The sequence below is a fragment of the Flavobacterium lacus genome (assembly GCF_003268815.1).
Lineage (GTDB): Bacteria > Bacteroidota > Bacteroidia > Flavobacteriales > Flavobacteriaceae > Flavobacterium > Flavobacterium lacus.
Genome location: NZ_QLSV01000004.1, coordinates 14,607 through 41,465 on the forward strand (window position 1 = coordinate 14,607; position 26,859 = coordinate 41,465).

The window sequence follows — 26,859 nt, forward strand, 5'->3', positions numbered from 1 at the left end:
GATTGTGTAGTGTTTTGCAAATAAAATATTTATTAAGTTTTGACAGTAAATTGCAAATTCCGGTCAAATTGACCACCCAATTCCGGTTCAAATTGACCACCCCGATTTTTCACCGAAAATTACTTTTTTTCATGTGTTAGTTTCTATTCAAAAATAGTTAAAAAAATTAATCTTTATTAATGGTTTTTTTCTTCCGCATCGATTCACCCAATAATTCGATTCTGTGTGAATGATGTATCAAACGATCCAAGATAGCATCGGCGATTGTTTTTTCTCCAATAATGTCATACCAACCTTGTACCGGTATCTGTGAAGTAACGATAATAGAACCGTTATTGTGCCTGTCTTCAATGATTTCTAAGAGTGTAATTCGGTTTTGACTATCGAGAGCTTGGAGACCAAAATCGTCTAAAATAATTACATCTTGTTTTTCTATTTTGGCAAGTTCACGCAAATACGAGCCGTATGCTTTGGCCATTTTTAACTTGGCAAAAAGCTTCGAGGTATTAAAATAACTAACCTTATAACCTTGTATACAGGCCTGATAACCTAGTGCTGTACCTAAAAAACTTTTACCGACACCGGTGCTTCCGGTGATTAAAACGTTTTGATTTTTCTCTACAAACTCGCATTCTGCCAATCGAAAAACAAGAGTACGGTCCAGATTCCGGGATTCATCAAAATGGATATTTTCAATGTTTGACTTGTAATGGAATCGGGCGTTTTTAATGCTTCGCTCAATGCGTCTGTTATGCCTTTCATCCCATTCGGCATCAATAATCATTGACACAAATTGGTCAATGGTGTAATGGTCTGTTTTACCGCTTTCTAATGCGGTTTTAAAAGCACTATGCATACCATAGAGCTTCATTTGTTTCATTTTGCTTTCTGTTGCTTGATTCATAAGTAATGGTTTTAAATTATTCATAATAGTTTTTGCCTCTAATGTTTTGGTGTTCAGGTAGTTCTTGATTCAAGTCTTTATCTTCATCAATAGAGTCTAAGTTGTTTTCCAAAATGTTTTGTATGGTTTTAAAGTTGTAAATCTTAAAATCAAGAGCTCTTTTGCAAGCATTGATTAATCGTATTCTACCCACTTTTTTCTCGAACTTCAGAACTCCTAAACAACTCTTGAAAGCCTGTTCAGGGTGGTTTCTGTTCTCTATGATTTTAATGATAAACTCACCCACACAAGGGTCGATACTGTTTGCCCAATCAATAAAACGAGTAGCACTCCAATCGGCTACAAACTGATGAGTACTGGCTAGATGTTCCGCATTGGTGGTGTATACATAAGCCTTATTGCTTCTTTGGTGTATAGCAATACGATTGTATTTGTAATACACTTCAACTACTGATTGCGTATACAAAAGCTTTACTTTTTTGCGGATGTAATGATAGGGAACACTATAAATGTTTTTATCCTGACTGTGTAATACATGTCCGTTTTGCATAACCGTAGCAAAAGAATGATACTTGATTTGAAAACGTTCTAGTGGCAATGGACGTAGTTTGTCCTTCTCGTCTTCAAGGAAGAGTTCGTAGCGAGAATAAGGTCGTCCGGTGAGTTTTTTACGATTATGAAGATCTAATAATTCCCAAATTGCTTCATTCAATTGCTCTAAATTAAAAAATGTTCTGTTTTTAAGATACACATAAATTCTGCGGTATAAAATCTTAACTGCTCCTTCGACCAATGATTTATCTCTTGGTTTATAAGCCCTAGCAGGTAGTATGGTAGTTTCATAATGTTCCGCTAAATCAGCTAAAGTTTCATTAATCGTTGGTTCAAAACGACTACTTTTTATGACCGCCGATTTTAAATTGTCAGGAACAATAGCTGCTGGAGTTCCACCAAAATAACGCATGGCGTTTTCAACAGAATTTACAAAATCTTCCTTCTGTTGACTCATCGAGCCTTCTCCATAGGTGTATTGGCTGGCACCAAGAATCGCTACAAAAAACTCAACTTCTTTTATTTCTCCGGTATTTTCATCTACGATAGAAAGTTTTTTTCCGGCATAATCCACATACATCTTGTCGCCGGATTTATGTTGTATATGCATCACCGGATTCACACGATTGCTCCAGTTTTTAAAGTGAACTCTAAATTGTGAGCTCCGCACTCCATCAGGGTTTGCGGCAAAGTACAGTTCCCACTGCTGTTGAACAGTTGCCCCAACGTTCTTGAGTTGTCGCTCCATTTGTGGAAAAAAGCTATAAAGCTTCTCTAGCTTAGGATTGACCTGTTCTGCAGTATTTCCAACGAAGATAGCTTCTAGTTCAGCATCTGTCTTCTCTGCGATATAATCAAGGCTGTAGCCCGATACTTTAAACAAAGAAATATACTTTTTTACCGTGTTTCTGGAAAGTGAAAGGTACTTACTGATAAATAAATTACTCTTGCCGTTACAATGAAATTTAATGACTTTTCTTATCTTACTCATGTCTGTTATTTTATTTGCCATAATTCGTTTTTCAACGAATTTAGGTGGCTAACAGCATGAAAAAAAGTAGTATTTTTCGGTGGTCAATTTCAACCGGAAAGTGGTGGTCAATTTGACCCGAAACTAGGTGGTCATTTTGAATCGGAATCGATGGTCAATTTGCTCCGGAATTAGGTGGTCAATTTAACCGTTTTTTCCAGTATACACTCCAATTATATGTGGATAATTACTACTCGGTAGTGTAATGTTTTCAGATATACTATTTATTTATATTCTTACTAATCATCAAATAGATTTTTTATTTGTTGAATGCTATAGTAATTACATGGTTATTTAGTTAATAAAGAAAATCTATTTACTTCAATATATATGGGTGTTTCTACTTCTTACATTATGAAATATATTATAGAAATAGGATTTAAAAATGTTAAATTTAAAATGTATGAAAACTGTGGCCAAAAAAGCATGAACAAAAGGTATTACTTCAAGGATAAATCGCCGGATAAATTTTATGTAAAATATGTAAAAGGTCAAAATAGTTGGAAGAATTAAAAAATACTTGAAAGCGATACAATACCAAGTATAAAAGGGGATGGTACCCATTTTAAAATAGTACTTTTCTTGACTGTGCTACTTTGAAAATATATTTATTTAATAATGGAAAGAACTCTAATTCAATAATTTGTGGTATTTATTGTTGGAGCTAGTTGTTTTTTCAAATGAATCCCTACTTAATGTGGGGATTTATATTTTATTAGCTTCTTACATGTGAATTGGTGTTTAAATTAACTATAACCCGTTGGGTTAAATTAAATTAATTGATTTTTGATGTTATTTATTGGTCTGCCAAAGATAAATTTATTGATATATTGAACCAATGTTAATGCTGTTATTTTTGCTAAAATTCTGGTTTTAAAACCATCAAAAGTTTTAGCATAATTTCTTCTAATTAAGAACTGGTCGCATAATTTAGAAAATAGTGTTTCTATTCTTTTTCTTGATTTTTTGAATAGGTAAGGTTGTGGGTTGTAATTATAATAGTTTTACGTGAAAAACAGAGTTGAAGTCAAGAAAAACCAGCAATAGCGGTTAGCATCTATGTTACCAGTTGGCGTTTTAAGTGAAATTTGAGGAATTATTCATCATCATCTTCCTTTTCATATCCTTCATAATAATATGACTGCTCAATTCCTTTAAAAATAATTTCTCTATTGTTTATTTCGTCAGTTAAGTTTTGACTTAATAAAGTTCTTAATTCCAAACCATTAATTGGGCTTCTTTCCATAGCTTGTAAGTAAAGTGATTTATCTACAAATTGCCAATTTACTAATTTTTTAAGTCTTGTTTTTAAAATCATATCGAGCCAAATACGCATTGTTCTTCCGTTACCTTCCATAAAAGGATGAGCTATATTCATTTCAATATATTTAGCGATAATTTCCTCGAAATTATTCTCAGGCATTTCTTCAATTTTCACCAAAATTTCGTTTAAATATAAAGCGTTTGCAAATCTAAAACCGCCTTTCGATATGTTATGTTTGCGCACTTTTCCAGCAAAATCGTATAAACCCTTAAAAAGATAATAGTGTATCTCCATAAGACCTTTTGTTGTTCCTACTTCGATTTTGTCAATGTCATTTGATTCGAACAAACGATATGCATTCTCTAAACTATTTTTATCAATATTTTTCATATAAATCAGATTTATACAGCCGTATATTTATTGTCAAAAATACTTCAAATGATTGTCATTTACTTCAAAAGATTTTATTTTTTTTGGAAGTAACTAATAGTGTCGATTTCCGCTTGCGGACGTTTGCTGGTAACTTGTATATATATGCGAAAAAATAGCGCCAATCTAACCAATTTTGGGTTGTATTTGTTTGATAAATAGACACTTTTTTCAAGCATAGTATTTTTAAGGATATGCAATTTAAGATTTAATTTTTTGTAAATTCTAATTATTACAATTGAGAATAGACACAGAACAATAACACCAAGTAAAATATTAATATTCTCATCATCTTCACAAGTATATTCTTTTAAAATGAAATTACTTTTTTTTGCAGTTTCATTTAAACTATTTAATGAATTATAATCACATTTATAATATATTTTTAATTTTCCAAGTTGAATTTTAGCAAATGAATTACTGAAATCAAAATAAATAGAATAGATAATTACGTATTGATTTGTATTGATTTGTAAGTATATATATTGACAAGGATAGACCTGTATTGACACAAATTGAAGTGTATTGAATTTTTTAGCTTTAGAAAAAAAAATTATTTTCTAGTTTTTTTTTTCGGTTTCCTTCGTCAATTTTGTTTAGTATATAAATTAATGTTCCTCCTACAATCGCACAAGTTAGCATTACTTTCCAGTTGTTTTTAATATAGTTTCTAATTAGTGATTCTGCAATTTTTCCTTTAGGAATTTCATTATTTAGTATTTCCTTACCCGGAATAGTTGTTGGTATTCCTTTTAGACCTTCAGTCAGGCCACCTGAAGATAGTGACTTGTTTACAAAATATTCCGATTGCTGATTTAGCAAATCTATTTTGTGAGATAAAGGAAATGATTCTTGAAAGGTTGGTACTCTATAAGTCATAATCTAATGTATTATTAATTGAAAAAAATTCTTCTACTGCATCTATTAATTCAAGAGTATAGTCAAAGCAAACTTGAACTTCTCTCCCTGTTTTTTTGTTAATTATAATGCAGTGATATATAGTAAAATCATAACCTTCATAATCTAGTAAAAACTTATAAGCGTATCCATGTTTTTTGTAAAAAGCACTTGTTTTAATTTTTTTTAAAATAGCTCTATTGCTATTAGCACTTTTTAAAAAGAAAATATTAATTGCTTCTTTTAGTTTTCTCTTATCGTTATTAAAGTCAATACGATGCTGTTCACAACAGTAAATTTGCCTAGAATCTGAAGGCACAAAATCTTCTTTACACTCCGGTTTTTTGCATTTACGTAAAGGATATCGTCTATTTGAAATCCTCTTGTTTAATTTATAGTTTTCTTTTCCCATGTAATTTTAATTTTTTTAATTAACAAAATTATAAAAAAGTTTGTTACAATACAAACTTTATGTATATTTGATAAAAAATTTAAAATGATTTCCAACAAAAGTTTTGCTAATAACCCAAATGCCGCTGAAGTATTATTTGACTTACTTAGAGAACGTGTTTTTTTGAAAACAGAATTAGATATTGTTTATTCGGATTTAGTTAACTGGGAACGTTCAAATTTATTATCCATAGGAGGAGATTCTGACAAGGGTGATTGGAAGAAATTAAACTATATCGAATATACTTGGGTTAAAATCATACAACAGTTAAGACAATATGGATTTAATTATGATGAAATACTAACCTATAAAACCGAACTATTTAAGCAAATTGCGGCCGAGCAAATTATTGAGGCAAGTAAGATTGATGGCCAAAATATAAGTCAGCAACTTGGTTCTGAAGCTCTTGAAAAATTAAATGCGATTTCAGATTCAGACTACGATGAAAACTTGAACATAGGGATTAGTATTTTTGAAACTATTATGGCAAAGGCTATCATAAGTGCTGAAAAATGGTCTATCCTCTTTTGTAAAGAAATGCCTGGATTTTGCCGCCCTATTTCAAAAGAAGTATTTAGAGGTTTTGATCTAATTGATAAGTCTGGGATTCTTATAGAGCTATTGTCAAAAACTTTTTTAAGTGTTTCTTTGAGTGATATTATATCTAAATTTTTAGTTGATGGTGAAACTTCTTTTGAAGAAAGAACTATTTCTATACTAACTAAAAATGAGCATAAATTATTGAAGCAGATTAGAAAAGGGTATAACGATATAAAAAGTGTCAAAATAAGGTTTAAAAATAATCAAATGGATATGATTGAAGTTACCTCCATAAAGAAAGTAAAATTAGAAAGTAGACTTTTAGAGCATATCAAGAAAGGAGATTATCAAACTATTTCTATTGATACGGTTGACGGTAAAATTGTTAATTTTGAAAATACACAAAAACTAAAATTATAGATACTGAATAACTCAGATCATACGTTTCATAGTAAGCTTATCGGATATGCCGAAAGTTAAGCACATTACATAAAATGTGGTAGAGTGTGAAAAATATAAAAAAATTTTAATTAAAAAAAATCCTGAACTAACTGATGAACAAATTGAAAAAATTTTGGAGTTTTTAGCACTAGTTGCTAAACAGACAGTTAGTAATTATAAAAATTCGATTTAGTTATGAAGAGAGCGGTAATTATGTGCAGGGTAAGCACCGATGAACAAGCTAAAGGCTATAGCTTAGATGTCCAGCTTGAACAACTTATTAGGTATTGCAATAGAAATAATATTTCAATAGTTAAGCAGTATAAGGAGGACCATTCTGCCAAAAACTTTAATAGGCCAGAATTTCAAAAATTTTTGCAATTTGTAAAAAAGAATAAAGAGGAAGTTGATTTGTTATTGATTACGTCATGGGACAGATTTTCCAGAAACTTAACAGATTCTTTAGTTATGTTAAGAACCCTTGAAAAGTATGGTGTAAAAGTACAAGCCGTTGAGCAGCCAATCGATATGAGTATTCCTGAAAATAAAGCTATGCTGGCTATTTTCCTTGCTATTCCAGAAATTGATAATGATAGGAGGTCGATTAAGATAAGAGGTGGAATAAGAGGCTCATTAAAAGCGGGTCGATGGTGCAGAATAGCACCGATAGGATACAAAAATTTAAGAGACCAAAACAATAAGCCTATAATTGTTCCCTCTACTATTGCACATCATATTAAGTATATTTTTGAGCAAATAGCTATCGGTAAATTGCAAAGTGAGCTAAGAACCGAAATTTATAAGAAAGGAATTAAGATAAGTAGAAGTAATTTATCGAAATTGTTACGGAATCCAATTTACATGGGTAAAATAATCGTACCAAAAAGCGAAGAGGAACCCATGATGATTATTGATGGAATTCACGAAGGAATTATATCTGAAAATTTGTATTTTCAGGTGCAACAAGTGTTGTCAAACAATAATAAAATTAGAAAACTTCCAGTCTATAAATCATTGAGAGAAGAATTACCTTTAAGAGGTATGTTATCATGCTCTCAATGTGGCGAAAAATTAACTGGAAGTCGCTCCAAAAGCGCTACGGGAAATCATTATTTCTATTATCATTGTAATTACTGTGCTAAAGAACGATATCCGATGGATTTGGTTAATCAAACATTTGAAAGTATCCTTGCTGATTTTACTTTTACAAATGAAGCAAAAGAAATTTATCAGTTGATGGTGAAAGATTTATTATCGGCTGATGCAAAAGATTCCAAATTAAAGCATACTCAATTAGACAAAACTTTAAATGATGTTTTAGCACGTATTGAAAAATTACAAGATTTATTTATCGACGGTAAAATTGAACATAACCATTATAGTGATACAATGGCCAGATATACTGCGCAAAAGTTTAGTCTTACAGATGAAATCAATCAAATTAAAAAGATGGATAGTGATTATTTAAATTGGCTGAAAAATGGAGTAGTTGCCTTGTCAAATCTAAAGATTCATTATGCTAACTCAGCAATTAGGGATAAACAACAATTAATTAGTTCGATATTCCCTGAAAAATTTGAATTTGATGGAAAAAAATGTCGAACTTCTAGAATCAACGATGTTTTGAGGTATATGTTATTGATTGATAGTGATTTACAAAATAAAAAAAGTGGACAATTATCGAAAAAAATCGAGTTGTCCACTTTAGTGGAGTCGGAGAGAATCGAACTCTCGTCCAAACAAGCAACCAAAGAGCTTTCTACGCGTTTATCCTCTGATTGGGTTTTCGACAAAAAGCAAGGCCAAAGGCAGCCACTTCTTGCTTAGCTTTATAGTTGTCAGAAGGGATTTAAAGCTTTACCCGTCCTAGGTTTATTTTTACAGTTCTCCTTGATCAAACGCCACAAACCAAGGCTTTTGAGGAGAATCCAGCTTTCCTACCTAGTAGGAACAAGGCAAATCTTACTATAATTCAGATTAAGCAGCTAAAGCGTAATTATTTTCGCCGTTTATAAGTTGTGAACCTTGATATTTACGAGCCAAATGTCCAATGCTCGACGTGCTTACCGTTTAGTTCCACCCGCTGTCAAAACCGGTCGACCCCATTTTTCTGTTTTCTGTTATCAGTTGTCTGTTATCAGTTGTCTGTTATCTGTTATCTGTTATCCGTTATCCGTAACTCGTAACTCGTAACTCGTAACTCGTAACTCGTAACTCGTAACTGTATTCAAAAACCAGACCACAAATATACAATTAAAATTGTCATAAATAAAACTTGTCTGTACAAACCAATAATGTTATATTTGAAACAATTTTAGAGATTTACTATAAAAATATCACAAATGACATTCGGAATCATCAAAGAACGCAAAAATCCACCTGACAGAAGAGTAGTTTTTACACCCGAGGAATTGGTTAGATTACAACAACAATTTCCGGAAGCGAAAATAAAAGTTGAATCTTCAACTATTAGGGTTTTTCCCGATGCGGATTATCTTGCAAAAGGAATTGAAGTGACGGAAGATTTGTCAGATTGTGATGTGCTAATCGGTGTGAAAGAAGTTCCTGTGGACGCATTAATTCCTAATAAAAAGTATTTTTTCTTTTCTCATACAATTAAGAAGCAAGTGTATAATCGGAAATTATTACAAGCGATCTTAGAAAAAAAGATTGAATTGTATGATCATGAAACCATTGTAGATTCTCACAATCGTCGTTTAATTGGCTTTGGTCGCTATGCCGGAATCGTAGGAGCTTACAATGCTTTTCGAGGGTTTGGAATTAAATATGAGCTTTTTAATATACCAAAAGCAGAGACGTTGAAAGGTAAAGAAGAGTTAATTTCCAAACTAAAAAGGCAGGTTTTACCACCCCTCAAAATTGTTCTTACCGGAAAAGGAAAAGTCGGAATGGGTGCAAAAGAAATTTTAGACGGAATAAAAATGAAAGAAGTTTCTGTTGACAATTTTCTGACTAAAAAATATTCAGAACCGGTTTATGTCCAAATAGATGTGTTAGATTACAATAAGCGAAAAGACGGTAAACAAGTAGACAATCAAGACTTTTATAAAAATCCTATAGAATACGTTTCCGATTTTGAGCGTTTCACCAAAGTTTCCGATGTTTTTATTACCGGACATTTTTATGGAAATGATTCTCCCTACATTTTAACGCAGGAAATGCTCAAAGCAAAAGACTGCAAAATTAAAGTGGTTGCAGATATCTCGTGTGATGTAGACGGTCCAATTGCTTGTACCATAAAAGCATCTACAATTGCAGATCCATTTTTTGGTTATCTACCTTTTGAAAACAAAGAAGTTGCCTATACACATCCGGGCTCCATTATGGTCATGAGTGTCGATAATTTGCCTTGTGAGTTACCCAAAGATGCCAGCGAAGGTTTTGGCGAAATGTTTATGCAACATGTGATTCCGGCTTTTTTTAATGGGGATAAAGATGGCATTTTGCAACGAGCCAAAATTACTGAAAACGGAAAATTAACACCCCGATTTGCTTATTTGCAAGCCTATGTGGATGAAAATTTATCTACCGCAAAATAGGTTCGTTATTGCATGTAGTGCTTAAGTCCAATTTGTTTTTTACATTTGAGAAATTATATCTATCTGCATGAAATTGAGATTTCAGTTTTTATTTTTTCTTTTATTTTCTTTGAATCTATTTTCTCAGGAATTACTTCCGTTTGTAGAAAATTTCACCAAATCAAATTATAACGGCGACAACCAGGTTTGGAGTTTGACGCAAGGAGGCGATAACGCGATGTATTTTGCTAATAATCATTATTTTTTTCGTTACAATGGAGTTAAATGGGAGCGTTATGCATTACCTAATAAAACTGTAATTCGCTCCGTTTTTGCCTATCAGGAAAAGATTTATTGTGGTTCCTATAACGAATTTGGTTATTGGATTCGAGAAAATGGAGTCATGCGTTATTATTCTATTTCTAAGGATAAAGATTTTTTTAAAGATTCTTCCAAAAACGAAGAAATTTGGAAGATTTTTGAGATTAATGGAGCTATTTATTTTCAATCGTTTAATGAAATTTTTATTTATAATGAGAAAAGCATTAAACGAGTAGCAGTTCCATTTTTAATTTCCTATTGTTTTGTCATTGATTCAAAAATTTATGTAGCTTCTGTCAATAAGGGAATTTACTTGTTCAATGGCAAAGATTTTACCTACATTGAAAAATGGGGCGTCATTGCAAACAATGTGGTTCATTCCATTGACAAAAATAGCGATGAAATTTTTATTTTCACACAGAAGAATGGCGTTTTTGTCGAAAAAAATGAAGTGCTGCAAGCATGGAATCATCCCATAAATGATGCTTTAAAATCGGAAGTGATCATTACCGCTAAATTTTATCAAAAGGATAAATTGATTATTGGGACGGCTTCCAAAGGTGTTTACATCATTCAAATTGATTCGGGAGAATATATAAACATCAATCGTAATAATCGTCTGTACAATAATTCTGTTTTGAGTATTGCAGTTGATAAAGAAAATGATATTTGGTTAGGGTTAGATAATGGTATTTCGCACATTGAAATCAATTCACCTTTTCGGATTTTTTCTGATAATACCGGGGAATTAGGAACGGTCTACTCTATTGCATCAACTCCAAAAGGTTATTTACTAGGGTCAAATCACGGTGTTTTTACATATGAAAATAAAGCGTTGAACATCATTCCTAATTCGCAAGGACAAGTGTGGAATGTCGCCGCAATAGATGGTACTTTTGTTATTGGGCATAACGACGGTACTTTTTTATATGATTTTAAATCATATCGAAAAGTAAATTCTTTAACCGGCGGGTGGCAATTAAAAAAGGATAATTACCAAGACCGGTACATCCAATCTAACTACATTGGATTAGCTTTTTTTGACGATAAAAATGATTTGTCAAAACACAAGCGACTTAATACTGTTTACAGACCAATTAAAGATTTTGTTCAAACCGGACAAAATGAAATTATTGCATCAGATAGTTATCGTGGACTATTTAAAATAAACTACGATGACAATCTGGAACTTAAATCCTATCTCAATCTAACCCAAAAAAATAGTATTAAAAATGATTTTGGGGTTAAAATATTTAAATACAAAAATGATGTTTTATACTATATAAATTCAGAATGGTATTATCTGGATAGCGTTACAGATGTACTTAAAAAGTATGATTTATTCAATCAGAATTTCAGAAATATCAACGAAGTAATTCCAATAGACGATTCGAGTTTTGCAATTATAAAAGAAGGCTTGTTCTATATTATCAATCAATCAAAGGATAAATTTTCTTGGAAGCTAATTCCAAAAAAATATTACGAAGGAAAAATCATCAATCAGGAGACAAAAATTTTTAAATTCAATAATCAATATTTAATTAACCTTGATGATGGATTTTTACAATTTGAATCGAGTAAAAATGATTTTACCAACCAAAAAGTTGAAATAGAAGCATATTTGAAAGGCAAAATTTTGACTAATGAGGCAAGAATTCCGAATAATCAAAGTTTAAACTTGCATTTTGTTTCTGAATATTTTGGAAACAAAAAATCGACACTTTTTTATAAACTAAACAATCAAGATATAATACCCTTACCAGATGGTAAACTGATTTTAAATAATTTAGCAAGCGGAAAAAATCGTATTGAAGTCTATTTTACAAACGGATTTGAATTTATTAAAACAGACGAGTTTACTTTTACAGTTTTAAAACCGTGGTACTTATCATTTTGGATGGTACTTCTTTATTTTACTTTAGTTGGAGGAATTTTATTTTTATATTACCGATGGAATAAAATTCGTTACCAAGAAAAAATAAAGTTAAAAGAAGAAGAGCTTAAACACCACCGTGAAATTATGGAACTTGAAATGGAAGCAGAAAATAAACTCAAACTTCAAGATTATGAAAAACATATTTTGGAAATGCAGGTGCAATCAAAAGCTTCTGAAGTTGCCGGAAAATCATTATCTATAGCCAAACAATCGGAAATGATTGAAAGTATTCAACGTATTTTAGAGGAAGAGAAGAATATTAATACGGTCAAAACAAAGATTAAGAAAGCCATTAAATCGAATGCCATTAATCAACGGGAATGGGAAAATTTTGAAAAAAATCTTATTCAGAGTCACGAAGAATTTGTTCAAAAATTAACCAACACTTATCCTGAGTTAACTTCAAAAGATATTAAGCTATCCATTTACTTGCGAATGAATTTATCATCAAAAGAAATTGCTCCTTTAATGAATATTTCTTATCGTGGCGTGGAATTACACCGTTATCGACTACGAAAAAAAATTCAATTAAATCCAGATGAAAGTCTTTCTAAGTTTATGCTTAATTTATAAAAACTTCCTTAAAAATAGATTTCTACTAATTTTTTTACTTCTTTTTAAAAAATAATAGACTCATCACTACTACATCAATTAAATTTTTGTTGATGTATAGATATTTCTTTAGTTTTAGTATAAGATATTGATTTAGAGCATTTAAAAATTATTTTAAGCATATTTGATGTGTTGTTGTAGTATTTTTATCGAGTTCACTATAACGTTTTAGTTCGTATATTTACTTCACTAATTAAATGAACTAAAATGACTAAATTTTTAATGTTACTCGCGATTTTGTCAGTAAGTGTAGTCTCAGCACAAGTAGTCAAAGGCAAAGTAACGGATCAAACGGGAATGCCAATACCGGATGTTATTGTTTTGGTAATTGGAACGCAAGAAAATTCAGTAACTGATTTTGACGGCAATTTTCAAATCAACGCAAACGAAGGGGATGAGATTCAGTTTTCAATGTTAAGTTTTGAAAAATTGACAATGAAAGCATCCCAAAACATGGCTGTTGTTTTAAAAAATGACAACAAGCAAAATTTAGATGAAGTGGTATTGATTGGTTTTGGTACCAAACGATTGGGTTCGATTACAGGTTCTGTCTCACAAATTAAGTCGGAAGAAATACTAAAAACCCCCGCTCAATCGGCTATTCAGTCCGTCCAAGGAAAAATGGCAGGAGTAAATATTGTTACTAATGATGAGCCTGGTGCTAATCCATCGATCCGGATTAGAGGTTTAGGGACTTTATTAGGAGGAAGAGATCCTTTATATATTATTGACGGAATTGAATCGAGAAGTCTCAACGGATTAAGTCCAAATGAAATAGCGTCAATGGATATTTTAAAAGACGCGTCTTCCCAGGCAATTTATGGTCAAAAAGGGTCGAATGGAGTGATTATTATTACAACCAAAAAAGGGAAACAAGGAAAAATTAAAGTGACTTACGACTCCTATTATGGTCAACGTTTTATTCAACGAGAAGTGAAAATGGCTGATGCGCTGCGTTATTCTTTTTATAACAACGTTGCTCTAGGTTCAACCGATTTCTTTAACCTCAATCAACAGCCTATTAATACAAATTGGTTAGATGAGATAACTTCCACAGGCACCGTCTTAAGTAATTTTATTTCGCTCTCAGGCGGAAATGAAACAGCTAATTATTATCTAGGAATTACAAATTTTCAGGATGAAGGTATTTTAAACGGTACAGAATTTCAACGAACCAACATTAATTCAAGAAATGATTTTAAATTATTTGATGGCAGATTAAAAATTAACCAGTCCATCAATATGTCCATAGTAAAAAATACGCCCAAGCCATTGAGTGCGTTCAGCAATGCGTACAAACAAGCTCCCATTATGCCGGTAAGGTATCCGAATGGTCGGTGGGGTAATCCTTTTATAAACGAAGATGGTTTAAATGATATTGACGGTATTAGATATAACAATGTGGCAAACCCGGTAGCTCAATTATTTTACGCCAACGAAAAGAATAAAAACTTTTTAGTATCAGGAGCAATTGGAGCTGAGTTGAAAATTTTAGATGACTTAAAATTTAATTCAAGTTTTGGTGCTACTGTTGATTTTGCAAAAGGATATTCCTATGTAGCCAGCAGAGAAATTTGGCTTTCTCAAAATCCAACACAAAATGCGGAAGATTATCCCGAGAACAGTCCGATAAATGTATTAAATCAACGTAGATCTGATTCCTACGAATGGAACTGGGATAATTTTGTAACGTATAAAAAAATCTTTGGAGAGCACAATGTTACAGCAGTTGCAGGGATGTCGCGTTCCACTAGAGGTATATTTGAGTTTTTAAATGCAACCCGTTTAGACGTGCCTGAACAATCCAATTATTGGTCTTTGAATCTTTCAACAAATAATGATCTAATAGCGCCTGGTTCTGTGGTTTCCAACTTGATTTCAACTCCTGTAGTTTCTATTGCTTATTTTGCCAGAGCGGAATACGAATTCAAAGGAAAATATTTATTTTCAGCATTACTGCGAAGAGAAGGTATCAGTTCTTTCCAAAAAGGAAAACAATGGGGTAACTTTCCTGCGGTTTCCGCGGGATGGATAGTAAGTGAAGAAGAATTTTTCAAGAAACAAAAAGTCATTGAGTCGTTTAAAGTCAGAATCGGTTACGGTGAAGTAGGAAATGGAAACACGCTAAATTCTTTAAATTACATTAATTTCCCGTCTGGTTTTAACTATAGTTTTGGGGAAAACCCTCAAATTAATCCTGGTGCTGCCAACCAATATGAAGTTGATCCTAACCTAACTTGGGAAACGATGAAAGAGGTAAACGTAGGATTTGATTTCGGACTCTTTAGCAATCGGCTTACCGGTACAGTTGATTATTACGTCAGAAACACTGAAAATGCGATTTTACCAGTTGTTCTACCACGTGTTTTATCACCGGGTCGAGTTACTTTAAACACCGGTACAGTTGTAAATAAAGGAGTTGAAATGTCGCTGAGATGGTTGGATAAAATCAATGACAATTGGCGTTATTCAATAGGGGCAAACTTTTCAAACAATAATAATGAGTTAACCAAAGTAAATAGTGCCAATTTTGCCGATTTTATTGGTGGTGGTTTAGGAAATGGTCAATTTACAAAGCAAGTTCTTGTAGGTCAACCATTAGGGAGCTTCTATGTGTTTGAAGTTACTGGTCTTGATAGCGATGGTGCCTTTACTTACAGCGAAGAACGTGTTAATGCAGGCTCTTATATCCCCACTTATACGTATGGATTAAATTTCAATTTGTATTTTAAAAACTTTGATTTTTCAACCGATTTATATGGTGTTGGAGGGAACAAAATTTACAACGGAAAAAAAGCCCAACGTTTTGGCGGAGAGAATGTGGAGTTTGATGTTTTAAATAGCTTTTGGACACCATCAACTCCAAATGCTACTAATCCAAGACCATTTAATGATGTGCCCGTGGCATCAACCTATTATGTTGAAGATGGGGATTATTTAAGAATTAACAATATTACCTTAGGCTATACTTTCCCCAAATTTTACGAAAAAATTGATAAAGTTAGGTTATATGTAACGGCAATAAACCCATTTATTTTTACAAAATATTCTGGTTTTTCACCGGAAATAGCAGGAAATAATAATGCCGATCCGCTCGGAAATGCCGGAATTGAGTTAGATGCTTATCCTACAAATAAGTCATTTCTAATTGGTTTAAACGTTAGCTTCTAAAAAAAAAACACTATGAAAACAAACATAAATTTTAAATTATTTTTTATTGCATCATGTTTTTTTCTACTGTCTTCTTGTGAAGATGATTTAGATGTAGAACTAAGAGATGCTGTGACAGAATTTGATTTTCTGAATAATCCGGATAATGCCGTTCAACTGGTGAATGGAGTATATAATAAACAATTGGATTTTAATATGTATTCGTTCTCGTGGATCGGGATGACCAGTATTACTTCCGATGATGCAGACAAGGGTTCTACACCCAGTGATACAGGATCGGACAAACACAAAATGGATAATTTGACATTTGGTGCTTCTGATATCTCATTTAGTGATGTTTGGAATGGTCGGTACGAAGGAATTTACAGAACTAATAATGCTCTATTTTACCTTGAACAATTAACCATTGATAGTGCTTTAAAAAATAGATTAATTGCAGAAGTTAAATTCTTAAGAGCTCTTTTTTACTTTGATCTGGTTAGGTGTTTTGGAGGTGTGCCTCTTGTCACTTCTAAAATAGATATCAACAATGCAGAACTGATCAATAGTGTCGTCTATACAAGAAAATCAAAACAAGAAACATATGCTCAAATTGAAGCTGATTTACTTGATGCCATCGAATTTTTACCATTAAAAAGTCAGTATTCAGGTGAAAATTTAGGTCGTGCCACAAAGGGTGCCGCACAAGCACTTTTAGCAAAAGCCTATTTGTACCAAGAAAAATGGCAACTGGCTTATGATGCTTCCGGAGACGTAATTTCGTCCGGACAATACGGACTTTTACCTAGTTATGCCAATGTTTGGAGAGAAGTGGGCGAAAATTCGTCCGAATCAATTTATGAAATACAAGCGAGTTTAAACAACGGAATCCGAGATTATACCAACGTTCAAGGACCACGCGGAACACCCGATTTAGGCTGGGGGTTTAATACACCAACATTAGCATTATCAAATGCCTATGAACCTGGCGATTTACGCAGAGAGGCAACGATTCTATTTGTTCAATCGACACCCTTTCAACTTTGGGATGGTTTTCAAGGCGGATCAAATTGGAACAATCCAAGGTATAATTACAAAGCTTACCAAAGCAGTATTTTAGAACAATGGAATGGAAATTTAGGCGAAACGGCAAAAAACCTGCGAATTTTAAAATACAGTGATATTCTATTAATCAGAGCAGAAGCAGGATATCAATTAGGGATGACTTCAGAAGCATTAAGCCGCATCAATCAATTGCGTTTTAGAGCCGGATTAGCGGATTTAACGTCTATGACTATCCAGGATGTATGGAAAGAAAGAAGACTAGAAATGGCCATGGAACATGACCGTTGGTTTGACATCGTTAGAACAGGTCAGGCTCAATCCGCCATGGCTGCTAACGGCAAAACATTCCTTGTTGGAACACATGAATTGTTTCCAATTCCACAAGATCAAATCATTGTGAGTGGTGGATTGTTGATGCAAAACCCAGGATATTAATTAATTAACCTTAAATATTTAAATTTTTACACTTATGAAAACAAACAAATTTTTTTTAAAATCAATTGCTTTAGTATGTATTAGTACAGCAATTATTAGTTGTGGTGATGATGATGCAGCGTCTTTGCCACCAATCGGCGGTTACAACAATTCGAATGAAATTGGTGCTACAGATTTAGTTGCACACTGGCCTTTGGAAGGAAATGGTATTGAGAGATTATCGAATACCGCACCTTCAAACACAGTAGGAGCTAGTTATGAAGTTGGTGCAAAAGGCCAAGGTTTAAAATTGACAAACGGATATTTACAATTTCCATCAATTACTAATCTTTCATCTGACATGAATGCATATACTATTAGTACTTGGGCTAATATTAAGAATAATCAAACGCCAGAGTCGGGTTCAGTTTCGGTATTTTTATCTTTAGCAAGACCAGGCGAATGGGAAGGTAATCTAAATTTCTATGCAGAAACAGGTCAAAGACCAGCAGTAGAATTAACTGGTGCTGTTAACGACACTATTGTAGTTAAAGCAGGTTTTAGAACTACAGCTTCTGGAGGACAAGCTTACGAAAATTTATTTCGTTTAGAGCCTTGGATGATTGAAGATAATATTACAAATCCAGGAAAACATGTTGCAAATCCAGTTGCAACCGGAAGTACTTGGGCACACTATGTTGCAACATGGGACGGAGCAACGAACAAATTTATTATTTATATCAATGGTGTAAAGTCTTCTAATCCAGCTTTTGAAGTTAGAGGAGATAATTCTTCTATTGTTTTTGACACACCTGTAACACCATACATTGGTGCTTTTGGAACTGTTGCCACCACGTCCGATTCATGGAATAAACCGATGACTGGTAATGTTGATGAAATTAGAGTGTGGAAAAAAGCTTTATCATCAGCTGACGTTAATGCTCTTTATCAGCTTGAAAAAGCAGGAAGATAATTTGTTTTCATTCTTAAAACCTAGCAGAATTTTTTCTGTTAGGTTTTTTTTACAATCATTTTACGTTTAAATACCACAATTTCATGCAAAATCTACTTAGGATACTCTTTGTTTTTCAATTTTTTATCATTTCATGTTCGTGTTCAAAGACCACTGACGACGTCGTTGTTCAAGAAGATGATGTGGTTCTTGATCCGCCTATGTCTGATCAACAAATTTTGGATTTGGCTCAACGAGATGCTTTCAAATATTTTTGGAACTATGCCGAAACCAATTCTAAATTAGCACGAGAACGGTATCATGTAGATGAAAGTTTTGTGGATGCCAATTTAGTTGCTTCCGGAGGCTCAGGCTTTGGTTTGATGACCATTTTAGTGGGAATAGAAAGAGGTTTTGTTTCGCGTGCAGAAGCAGTAGGTCGTTTGCAAACCGGATTAAATTTTCTTGAAAATGCCGACCGATTTCATGGTGCTTGGAGCCATTGGATTGATGGTACCAACGGAAATGTTGTACCTTTTGGAACAATTGACAATGGTGGCGATTTAGTAGAAACATCCTTCGTTTGTCAGGCCCTTATTTGTGTTCGCGAATATTTTAAAAATGGAACTCCCGAAGAACAAGCTCTTGCTTTACAAGCAGATGAATTGTGGAAAGGTGTCGAATGGAATTGGTATACCAAAGGTGAAAATGCATTGTATTGGCATTGGTCGCCCAATTATGAATGGCAGTTGAATTTTAAATTGGAAGGTTACAATGAATGTTTGATTACTTATGTGATGGGAGCAGCCTCGCCAACTCATCCAATTCCGGCACAAGCCTATCACCAAGCTTGGGCAAGAAATGGAAACATTACCCATCCCGGAATGCGTTACAACATCCCGGTAGTTTTTAATTATAATGGTGCCACCGGAAATGTTGGCCCAATGTTTTGGTCGCATTATTCCTATTTAGGTCTTGATCCAAGAGGATTAACCGATCAATATGCTAATTATTGGGAACTCACTCAAAATCATGCTAAAATCATGCATGCGTATTCGGTAGCCAATCCGAACAATTGGAATGGATATAGCGATGAATGTTGGGGATTAACCGCAAGTTATACCCGAAATAACAATGGAAGTGTAGGCTACACTGATCATAAACCAGGGAACGATAGAGGCGTAATTACACCAACAGCAGCTTTATCTTCTTTTCCATATACACCGGTTGAATCGATGAAGGCCTTGCGGTATTTTTATGAAAACCCGGAATGGAAAGACCGCCTGATTGGCATCGCCGGACCGTATGACGCGTTTTCGCCCCATCATAACTGGGTAACTAAACGCTATTTAGCCATCGATCAAGGAACAATTGTACCTATGATTGAAAATTACAGAACCGGATTTTTATGGAATTTGTTCATGCAAGCACCGGAAGTACAAACAGGACTTCAAAACTTAGGATTTTCATCTAGTCAACACGGGTTTTAAACTTTTATCATATGAAAAATGCACTTTTTTTTATTTTAGTAGTAATTTTTTCTTTTGAATTTTATGCACAAGAATCTAAAGGAAGTTTTTCTACCGAAATTAAAAGACCAGTATCATATGGATACATTCTTCAAAAACCTGAAAATACTAAAATAAAAAAACCACTCATCATTTTTCTTCACGGCTCCGGTGAAAAAGGAAATGATTTAGAAAAAGTAAAAATTCACGGACCTTTAAATTATATAAAAAACAAAAAATTAGATGCGTTTATTTTGGCTCCGCAATGTCCGCAAGAGGAATATTGGGAATCAGAATCGTTGCATCAACTCATCCAAAAAGTCATCAAAGAGAATACTATTGATGCCAACCGAATTTACCTCACCGGATTAAGTATGGGAGCGTGGGGAGCTTGGAATCTCGCTTTTGCTTATCCCGAAACTTTCGCTGCTTTAGTGCCTATTTGCGGATTTGTTGATCGTGTGCCCATGATAGAAAACTGCAAAATTGCCAATATCCCAACCCGAATTTTTCATGGATTATTGGATGATGTGGTGGATGTTCAGTATTCCATACAAATTTATAAAAAACTAAAACCTTGCAGTAAAGACATTGAATTAACCATTTTTGATGACGCTAATCACGACAGTTGGTCGCGAGTTTACGACGATTCAAAAATTTATGATTGGCTCTTTTCTCAAGTAAAAAAATAAATTCATGAAACTATATTTTACCCTATTTTTACTCTTACTTTTTCACTTTTTAGCAATCGCTCAAAAAGCAGACAAATCAAAAACTAAAATACCTAAAGAACAATTTATTGAGGAATTACTCTCCAAAATGACTGTGGATGAAAAAATCGGTCAGTTAAATTTACCCACCTCCGGTGATATCACAACCGGCCAAGCCAATAGTTCCGACGTAGCAAAAAATATTCAAGAAGGTAAAGTAGGAGGTCTGTTTAATATAAAATCTGCTGAAAAAATACGTGAAGTTCAAAAAATAGCGGTTGAAAAGTCGCGATTAAAAATTCCGTTGCTTTTTGGAATGGATGTCATTCACGGCTACGAAACTACTTTTCCAATTCCACTCGGATTATCGAGTACATGGAATTTGCAATTGATTGAACGAAGTGCTCAAATTGCCGCTAAAGAAGCCAGTGCAGACGGAATCAATTGGACGTTTTCACCCATGGTGGATATTTCCCGCGATCCTCGTTGGGGAAGAGTTTCAGAAGGTTCAGGCGAAGATCCATACTTAGGTAGTCAAATTGCCAAAGCAATGGTAAATGGATACCAAGGAAAGGACTTATCTTTAAATAATACAATTTTAGCCTGTGTAAAACATTTTGCTTTGTACGGAGCTCCCGAAGGCGGCAGAGATTACAATACAGTTGATATGAGTAGAATCCGAATGTACAACGAATATTTTCCTCCATATAAAGCAGCCGTTGATGCCGGAGTGGGCTCAGTAATGGCATCATTTAACGAAGTAGATGGTATTCCGGCAACGGCAAACAAATGGTTAATGACCGAAGTTTTGCGTAACCAATGGAAATTTAATGGTTTTGTAGTAACCGATTATACCGGAATTCAAGAAATGTCAGAGCATGGAATTGGCGATTTTCAAACTGTTTCAGCATTGTCCCTTCAAGCAGGAATTGAAATGGATATGGTTAGCGGTGGGTTTTTAAATACGCTAAAAAAATCGCTAGACGAAGGTAAAGTTACCATTCAACAAATTGACAACGCTGTTCGCTTGATTTTACGTGCAAAATATGATTTAGGTTTGTTTGAAGATCCGTATCGTTATTGTGATTTGAAACGCAACAAAACCGATATTTTTACACAAGCCAATCGTACAGAAGCCAGAAAAACAGCAACAGAATCGTTCGTTCTATTGAAAAATGATCAGGATATTTTACCTTTAAAAAAATCAGGAACCATTGCTGTTATCGGACCGTTAGGAAATAACGCTGTGAATATGCCCGGCACATGGAGCGTAGCTACCAAACATGAAAAGGCAGTAACGCTTACGAACGGAATGCAGGAAGTTGTAGGAAAATCGGCCAAAGTAATATATGCCAAAGGAAGTAATTTGGTAGCCGATGCCGCTTATGAAGAGCGAGCAACCATGTTTGGAAAAACCTTAAATCGCGACAATAGAACCAAAGAAGAGTTACTAAAAGAAGCCTTAGAAACGGCTGCTCAAGCCGATGTAATTATAGCCGCATTGGGCGAATCAGCTGAGTTGAGTGGCGAATCTAGTAGCCGAACCGAATTGGGAATACCTGATGTGCAAATAGAATTATTAGAGGCATTATTAAAAACAGGAAAGCCGGTTGTCTTGGTTTTATTCACCGGACGTCCTTTGGTTTTGGTGGAAGAAAACAAAAAAGTGGCTGCCATTTTAAACGTATGGTTTCCGGGAACAGAAGCAGGTTATGCAATTTCTGATGTTTTGTTTGGAGACGAAAACCCTTCCGGTAAGCTAACTGCAACTTTTCCAAGGAGTGTGGGACAAATTCCAATCTATTACAGTTATAAAAATACCGGGAGACCTTTAAATAATTCAGAAGGAAAATTTGTAAAATTCCTTTCCAATTATATTGACGAACGGAATGAACCTTTGTTTCCTTTCGGATATGGTTTGAGTTATACTACTTTTTCTTATTCCAATTTAAAAGTTTCCGATGGTAAAATGACTTCTACAGGAAAAATTATTGCTTCTGTTGATGTTACCAATACCGGAAATTATGATGGAAAAGAAGTCGTTCAACTTTACATTCGTGATATTGTAGGTTCGGTAACAAGACCAGTAAAAGAACTAAAAGGTTTTCAAAAAATAAATTTGAAAAAAGGGGAGAAACAAACCGTTTCTTTTGAAATTACAGAAGAAGAGTTGAAATTTTATAATTACGATTTAGAATTTGTTGCCGAACCGGGACTATTTGACCTTTTTATCGGAACAAATTCCGATACCACCGAAAAAGTACAATTTGAGTTAGTTAAATAAGTGAGTTTTTTTTATTTGAAAACCCTTTGAGCTTTTCAAAGGGTTTTTTTCTAAATTTTTTTTATGAAGAATTTCTATATTATTTTATTTTTTCTGATTGGGTTCATTTCGGCTTTTTCTCAACAAAAGACCTATTGCAATCCCATCAATATCGATTATGGCTATTGCCCAATTGAACCTTTTGTTACACAAGGAAAACACCGTGCAACCGCCGACCCGGTCATCACTTTTTTCAAAGGAAAATATTATCTTTTTTCCACCAACCAATGGGGGTATTGGCACAGTGAAAATATGCTCGATTGGAAGTTTATTCCGCGAAAATTTCTCCGACCCGAACATAAGGTTTGGGACGAATTGTGTGCTCCTTCTTTGTCTTTTATAAACGATACGTTATTGGTTATTGGTTCTACACATACCAAAGATTTTCCTATTTGGATGAGTACCAATCCCGAAGTTGACGATTGGAAAGAATTAGTGCACAAACACCAAGCCGGTGCGTGGGATCCGCAAATTTTTTGGGACGAAGAAAAGGATGAATTGTACATGTATTATGGCTCCAGTAATTTATACCCGTTATATGGTTTGAAATTAAATCGTAAAACCTTTCAGCCGGAAGGCGAACCTGTTCCTGTTTTAGCATTAAATGATTTTGAACACGGCTGGGAACGATTTGGTGAAAACAACGACAATACGTTTTTACAACCGTTTACCGAAGGTGCGTTTATGACCAAATACAACAATAAATATTACTTGCAATACGGAGCTCCCGGAACGGAATTTAGCGGTTATGCCGATGGCGTTTATGTAGGTAAAAGTCCGCTAGGTCCGTTTGAATATCAACCACACAATCCGTTTTCGTATAAACCGGGTGGATTTGCCAGAGGTGCGGGTCATGGAGCGACTTATCAAGATGTAAATAAAAATTATTGGCATGTTTCCACGATTGGAATTTGCACCAAAAACAATTTTGAACGCCGATTGGGCATTTGGCCGGCAGGTTTTGATAAGGACGATGTGATGTATAGCAACACCGCCTATGGTGATTACCCGACTTTTCTTCCTTCGGAGAATAAAAATCATTTAACCAATCATTTTTCAGGTTGGATGTTATTGAATTATAACAAACCCGTTCAAGTATCTTCCACGTTGGGTGGTTACCAACCCAATTTTGCTGTTGACGAAGACATTAAAACCTATTGGAGTGCACAAACCGCGAGTAAAGGAGAGTTTATGATTACTGATTTGGGCGAACGCAGCACCATTAATGCCATTCAAATTAATTATGCCGATCAGGATGTGGAATTGATGGGAAAACCGGAAACGACTCTCGGACATAAATACATTTTGTACCAATCGAATGATAGTAAAAATTGGAAAGTTTTAGTGGATCAAAGTAAAAGCACCAAAGATGTTCCGCATGAATACATCGAATTACAATCGCCAACAACAGCACGCTATTTAAAGTTGGTTAACATTCAAATGCCAACGGGAAAATTTGCAATTAGTGGTTTTCGAGTTTTCGGAAAAGGAAGTAGCGAAAAACCGGGATTGGTGCAGAATTTTGTCCCCTTACGTTCCGGACCAAAAGTGGAAGGGGAACGCAGAAATGTATGGTTCAAATGGCAACAAGAACCTTCGGCTGATGGTTATGTGATTTACTTTGGAAAATCACCGGATAAATTATACGGTTCAATCATGGTGTATGGCAAAAACGAATATTATTTTAATGGATTGGATCGTTCCGATGTGTATTATTTTCAAATAGAAGCATTTAATAATAATGGTATCGGACCCAAGAGTGAAATCAAAAAGGCTGAGTAATCATGTTTCATTCTCACCATCTTTTTAAACACTTTTTCGTTGATAACTATTTAGTATCACAATCAAATTTAATGGAGCATAACAGTATATTTAAATCATTTTCAAATCGTAAAATTTTAACTATTCATAAATTTTTTATCACTAAATCTTTTAACTAATCCAATAATGAATCAAGCCACTACAAAAACAAATTATCCTGCTCTTTATACCTTGATAACGGTATTTTTCTTTTGGGGATTTATAGCCGCCGGAAACAGTATTTTTATTCCCTTTTGCAAGAGTTATTTTTCATTAGATCAATTTCAATCACAGTTAGTTGACTTTGCTTTTTACACAGCTTATTATTTAGGAGCTTTATTTTTATTTGCATTTGGAGCCTTAAATGGAAAAGATTTAGTAAGTAAATGGGGTTATAAAAGAAGTATTGTATATGGTTTATTATTTTCCGCTTTAGGAGCAGGAGCAATGATTTTAGCTGTACAAGCGAATGTTTATGCCGGAATGTTAGTCGGTTTGTTTATCGTTGCATTAGGTTTTTCATTGCAACAAACCGCTGCTAATCCATTTGCCATTTTGCTTGGCGACCCAAAAACGGGTACAAGTAGAGTGAATTTAGGGGGAGGAATTAATTCTTTTGGAACGACCATTGGTCCGCTCATTGTAGCTTTTGCTTTATTCGGTTCAGCGGCTTCAGTGAGTGATGATCAAATAAAAAATCTAGGTTTAGATAAAGTAATTTTATTATATGTAGGCGTTGGAATTTTATTTTTAGTAGCCGCAGCTTTATTTTTCTTTTCTAAAAAAGTGCCGGATGGTATTTCAAACGAACCGATGGAAAAGGCAAACAAAGCTTTAACCACATTAGTAATTATGACAGGCTTATTGGCCATTTGTTTTGCCCCTGTTTTTTCAAGTTATAAAAGTGAAGAGGCTCTAAAAATTGATGCATTGCAAATTGAATTATCAAATTTAAAAGCTCAGATTTCAACCGATGATACTGTAGTAGATTATGAAGCACAAATAGCGAATAAAAATGCTGAAATACAAACCTTAAAACATCCTTTGGAAAAAGAAAGAATGTATTGGCTTTCCGGAGCATTACTTGTAATTATTGGCGGTTTATTGTTTGCGAATAAAAGTGCTCAAAAGAAAAGTGACGGATGGGGAGCTATGCAATATCCGCAATTGGTATTGGGAATGTTAGCCATTTTCACGTATGTAGGTGTGGAAGTTGCCGTAGGAAGTAATTTGGGCGAATTGTTAAGCTTAAAAGAATTCGGCGGTTTGCAATCGTCTGAAATTGCTCCTTACATTTCCATGTATTGGGGAAGTTTAATGATTGGCCGCTGGGCAGGTGCTATTGCTGTTTTTAATTTAAGTGGAATAAAGAAAACCATTGCATTGATCGTTATTCCTTTGATTGCATTTGCGGTTATTTTAATTGTAAATATTATTGCCGATAAAGATATGTCGCCTTTATACTACTATATTTTTTGTGTATTCATTCAAATTATTGCTTTTTTTATCTGTAAAGACAAACCCGCACGAACATTAACCGTTTTTGGTTTAATGGGAATAATCGCCATGGTAATCGGTTTAACAACAGAAGGAATGGTAGCGATTTACGCTTTTTTAGCCGGTGGTTTAGCGTGTAGCATCATGTGGCCGGCTATTTTCAGTTTGTCTGTTATTGGTTTAGGAAAATATACAGCCCAAGGTTCTGCTTTCTTAGTAATGATGATTTTGGGTGGAGGCATTATTCCTCCTTTACAAGGAAAATTATCGGATATCATTGGTATTCATAATTCGTATATTATTCCGGTTTTATGTTTTGGATACCTTACGTTATTTGCGGTTTTAGTTAAAGGGATTTTAAAGAAACAAGGCATAAATGTGGATGAAATCGAAGCAGAAGGAAGTCATTAATAAAATTTGAACTTAATATAGCAAAGCCCGGCAAGTGATTGTCGGGTTTTTGCATTTTTGGCTTTAGGGGCGTAATTGTATAAACCTTACTCATAATTCTGTAACAAGCAACT

Annotated in this window: 16 protein-coding genes, 1 other RNA gene and 2 pseudogenes; 12 read left to right on the forward strand and 7 right to left on the reverse strand. The window is 34.0% G+C overall.

Translation table 11 applies throughout. The annotated features are described in order from the left end of the window. Nucleotides 1-166: 166 nt before the first annotated feature. From istB to B0I10_RS04665, 6 genes and pseudogenes are all read right to left on the reverse strand, one after another. Nucleotides 167-904: an IS21-like element helper ATPase IstB gene (istB, locus tag B0I10_RS04635; RefSeq protein ID WP_112085568.1), complete on the reverse strand. Its 738-nt coding sequence runs from the start codon at nucleotides 902-904 to the stop codon at nucleotides 167-169. 16 nt (nucleotides 905-920) lie between these two features. Further along, nucleotides 921-2,468: an IS21 family transposase gene (istA, locus tag B0I10_RS04640; protein ID WP_220086187.1), complete on the reverse strand. Its 1,548-nt coding sequence runs from the start codon at nucleotides 2,466-2,468 to the stop codon at nucleotides 921-923. Nucleotides 2,469-3,256: 788 nt separating this feature from the next. Continuing rightward, a pseudogene (locus B0I10_RS04645) lies at nucleotides 3,257-3,490 on the reverse strand (transposase); the annotation flags it as partial. A gap of 92 nt (nucleotides 3,491-3,582) precedes the next feature. After that, entirely contained in the window at nucleotides 3,583-4,140 is a 558-nt protein-coding gene (gene fic / locus B0I10_RS04650; RefSeq protein ID WP_112085340.1) for a protein adenylyltransferase Fic, read from the reverse strand. Nucleotides 4,141-4,719: 579 nt separating this feature from the next. Then, nucleotides 4,720-5,058 (reverse strand): hypothetical protein, encoded by a 339-nt coding sequence (locus B0I10_RS04660; RefSeq protein WP_112085342.1) that lies wholly within the window; start codon nucleotides 5,056-5,058, stop codon nucleotides 4,720-4,722. Further along, nucleotides 5,048-5,488 (reverse strand): hypothetical protein, encoded by a 441-nt coding sequence (locus B0I10_RS04665; RefSeq protein WP_112085343.1) that lies wholly within the window; start codon nucleotides 5,486-5,488, stop codon nucleotides 5,048-5,050. Before B0I10_RS04665 ends, B0I10_RS04660 begins: the two co-directional genes overlap by 11 nt. Before the next feature lie 84 nt (nucleotides 5,489-5,572). On the opposite strand from B0I10_RS04665, the gene B0I10_RS04670 reads away from it, so the two are divergent. Next, nucleotides 5,573-6,487: a hypothetical protein gene (locus tag B0I10_RS04670; RefSeq protein WP_112085344.1), complete on the forward strand. Its 915-nt coding sequence runs from the start codon at nucleotides 5,573-5,575 to the stop codon at nucleotides 6,485-6,487. 234 nt (nucleotides 6,488-6,721) lie between these two features. Beyond that, nucleotides 6,722-7,477 (forward strand): annotated as a pseudogene (locus B0I10_RS15895) (recombinase family protein); the annotation flags it as partial. Nucleotides 7,478-8,213: 736 nt separating this feature from the next. Here the strand turns inward: B0I10_RS15895 and ssrA are convergent. Next, nucleotides 8,214-8,612, reverse strand: a transfer-messenger RNA (tmRNA) gene (ssrA, locus tag B0I10_RS04685). Nucleotides 8,613-8,850: 238 nt separating this feature from the next. On the opposite strand from ssrA, the gene B0I10_RS04690 reads away from it, so the two are divergent. The 10 genes from B0I10_RS04690 (at nucleotide 8,851) to B0I10_RS04735 (ending at nucleotide 26,746) form a co-directional block, all read left to right on the forward strand. Further along, on the forward strand, nucleotides 8,851-10,068 hold the full coding sequence (locus B0I10_RS04690; protein WP_112085345.1) for an NAD(P)-dependent oxidoreductase: 1,218 nt from the start codon (nucleotides 8,851-8,853) through the stop codon (nucleotides 10,066-10,068). A 67-nt stretch (nucleotides 10,069-10,135) separates the two neighbouring features. Beyond that, complete coding sequence (locus B0I10_RS04695; protein WP_112085346.1) at nucleotides 10,136-12,877, forward strand: helix-turn-helix and ligand-binding sensor domain-containing protein; 2,742 nt, start codon at nucleotides 10,136-10,138, stop codon at nucleotides 12,875-12,877. Between the two features lie 246 nt (nucleotides 12,878-13,123). Beyond that, a complete protein-coding gene (locus B0I10_RS04700; protein ID WP_112085347.1) occupies nucleotides 13,124-16,087 on the forward strand; it encodes a SusC/RagA family TonB-linked outer membrane protein in 2,964 nt (987 codons plus the stop codon). A gap of 12 nt (nucleotides 16,088-16,099) precedes the next feature. Next, nucleotides 16,100-17,566, forward strand: coding sequence for a RagB/SusD family nutrient uptake outer membrane protein (locus B0I10_RS04705; protein WP_112085348.1), 1,467 nt, complete (start codon nucleotides 16,100-16,102; stop codon nucleotides 17,564-17,566). Nucleotides 17,567-17,600: 34 nt separating this feature from the next. Continuing rightward, complete coding sequence (locus B0I10_RS04710) at nucleotides 17,601-18,518, forward strand: LamG-like jellyroll fold domain-containing protein (RefSeq protein ID WP_112085349.1); 918 nt, start codon at nucleotides 17,601-17,603, stop codon at nucleotides 18,516-18,518. An 83-nt stretch (nucleotides 18,519-18,601) separates the two neighbouring features. Beyond that, the gene (locus B0I10_RS04715; RefSeq protein ID WP_112085350.1) at nucleotides 18,602-19,987 is read left to right on the forward strand and encodes a glucoamylase family protein; all 1,386 of its coding nucleotides are present in this window, start codon (nucleotides 18,602-18,604) and stop codon (nucleotides 19,985-19,987) included. A gap of 11 nt (nucleotides 19,988-19,998) precedes the next feature. Beyond that, a complete protein-coding gene (locus B0I10_RS04720; RefSeq protein WP_112085351.1) occupies nucleotides 19,999-20,697 on the forward strand; it encodes a carboxylesterase family protein in 699 nt (232 codons plus the stop codon). A 4-nt stretch (nucleotides 20,698-20,701) separates the two neighbouring features. After that, nucleotides 20,702-22,999 carry a beta-glucosidase BglX gene (gene bglX / locus B0I10_RS04725; protein ID WP_112085352.1) on the forward strand — a complete coding sequence of 766 codons (2,298 nt, stop codon included), beginning with the start codon at nucleotides 20,702-20,704 and terminating at the stop codon, nucleotides 22,997-22,999. Between the two features lie 63 nt (nucleotides 23,000-23,062). Next, on the forward strand, nucleotides 23,063-24,820 hold the full coding sequence (locus B0I10_RS04730; protein WP_112085353.1) for a discoidin domain-containing protein: 1,758 nt from the start codon (nucleotides 23,063-23,065) through the stop codon (nucleotides 24,818-24,820). Nucleotides 24,821-24,985: 165 nt separating this feature from the next. After that, nucleotides 24,986-26,746 carry an MFS transporter gene (locus tag B0I10_RS04735; protein ID WP_112085354.1) on the forward strand — a complete coding sequence of 587 codons (1,761 nt, stop codon included), beginning with the start codon at nucleotides 24,986-24,988 and terminating at the stop codon, nucleotides 26,744-26,746. Nucleotides 26,747-26,859: the final 113 nt, after the last annotated feature.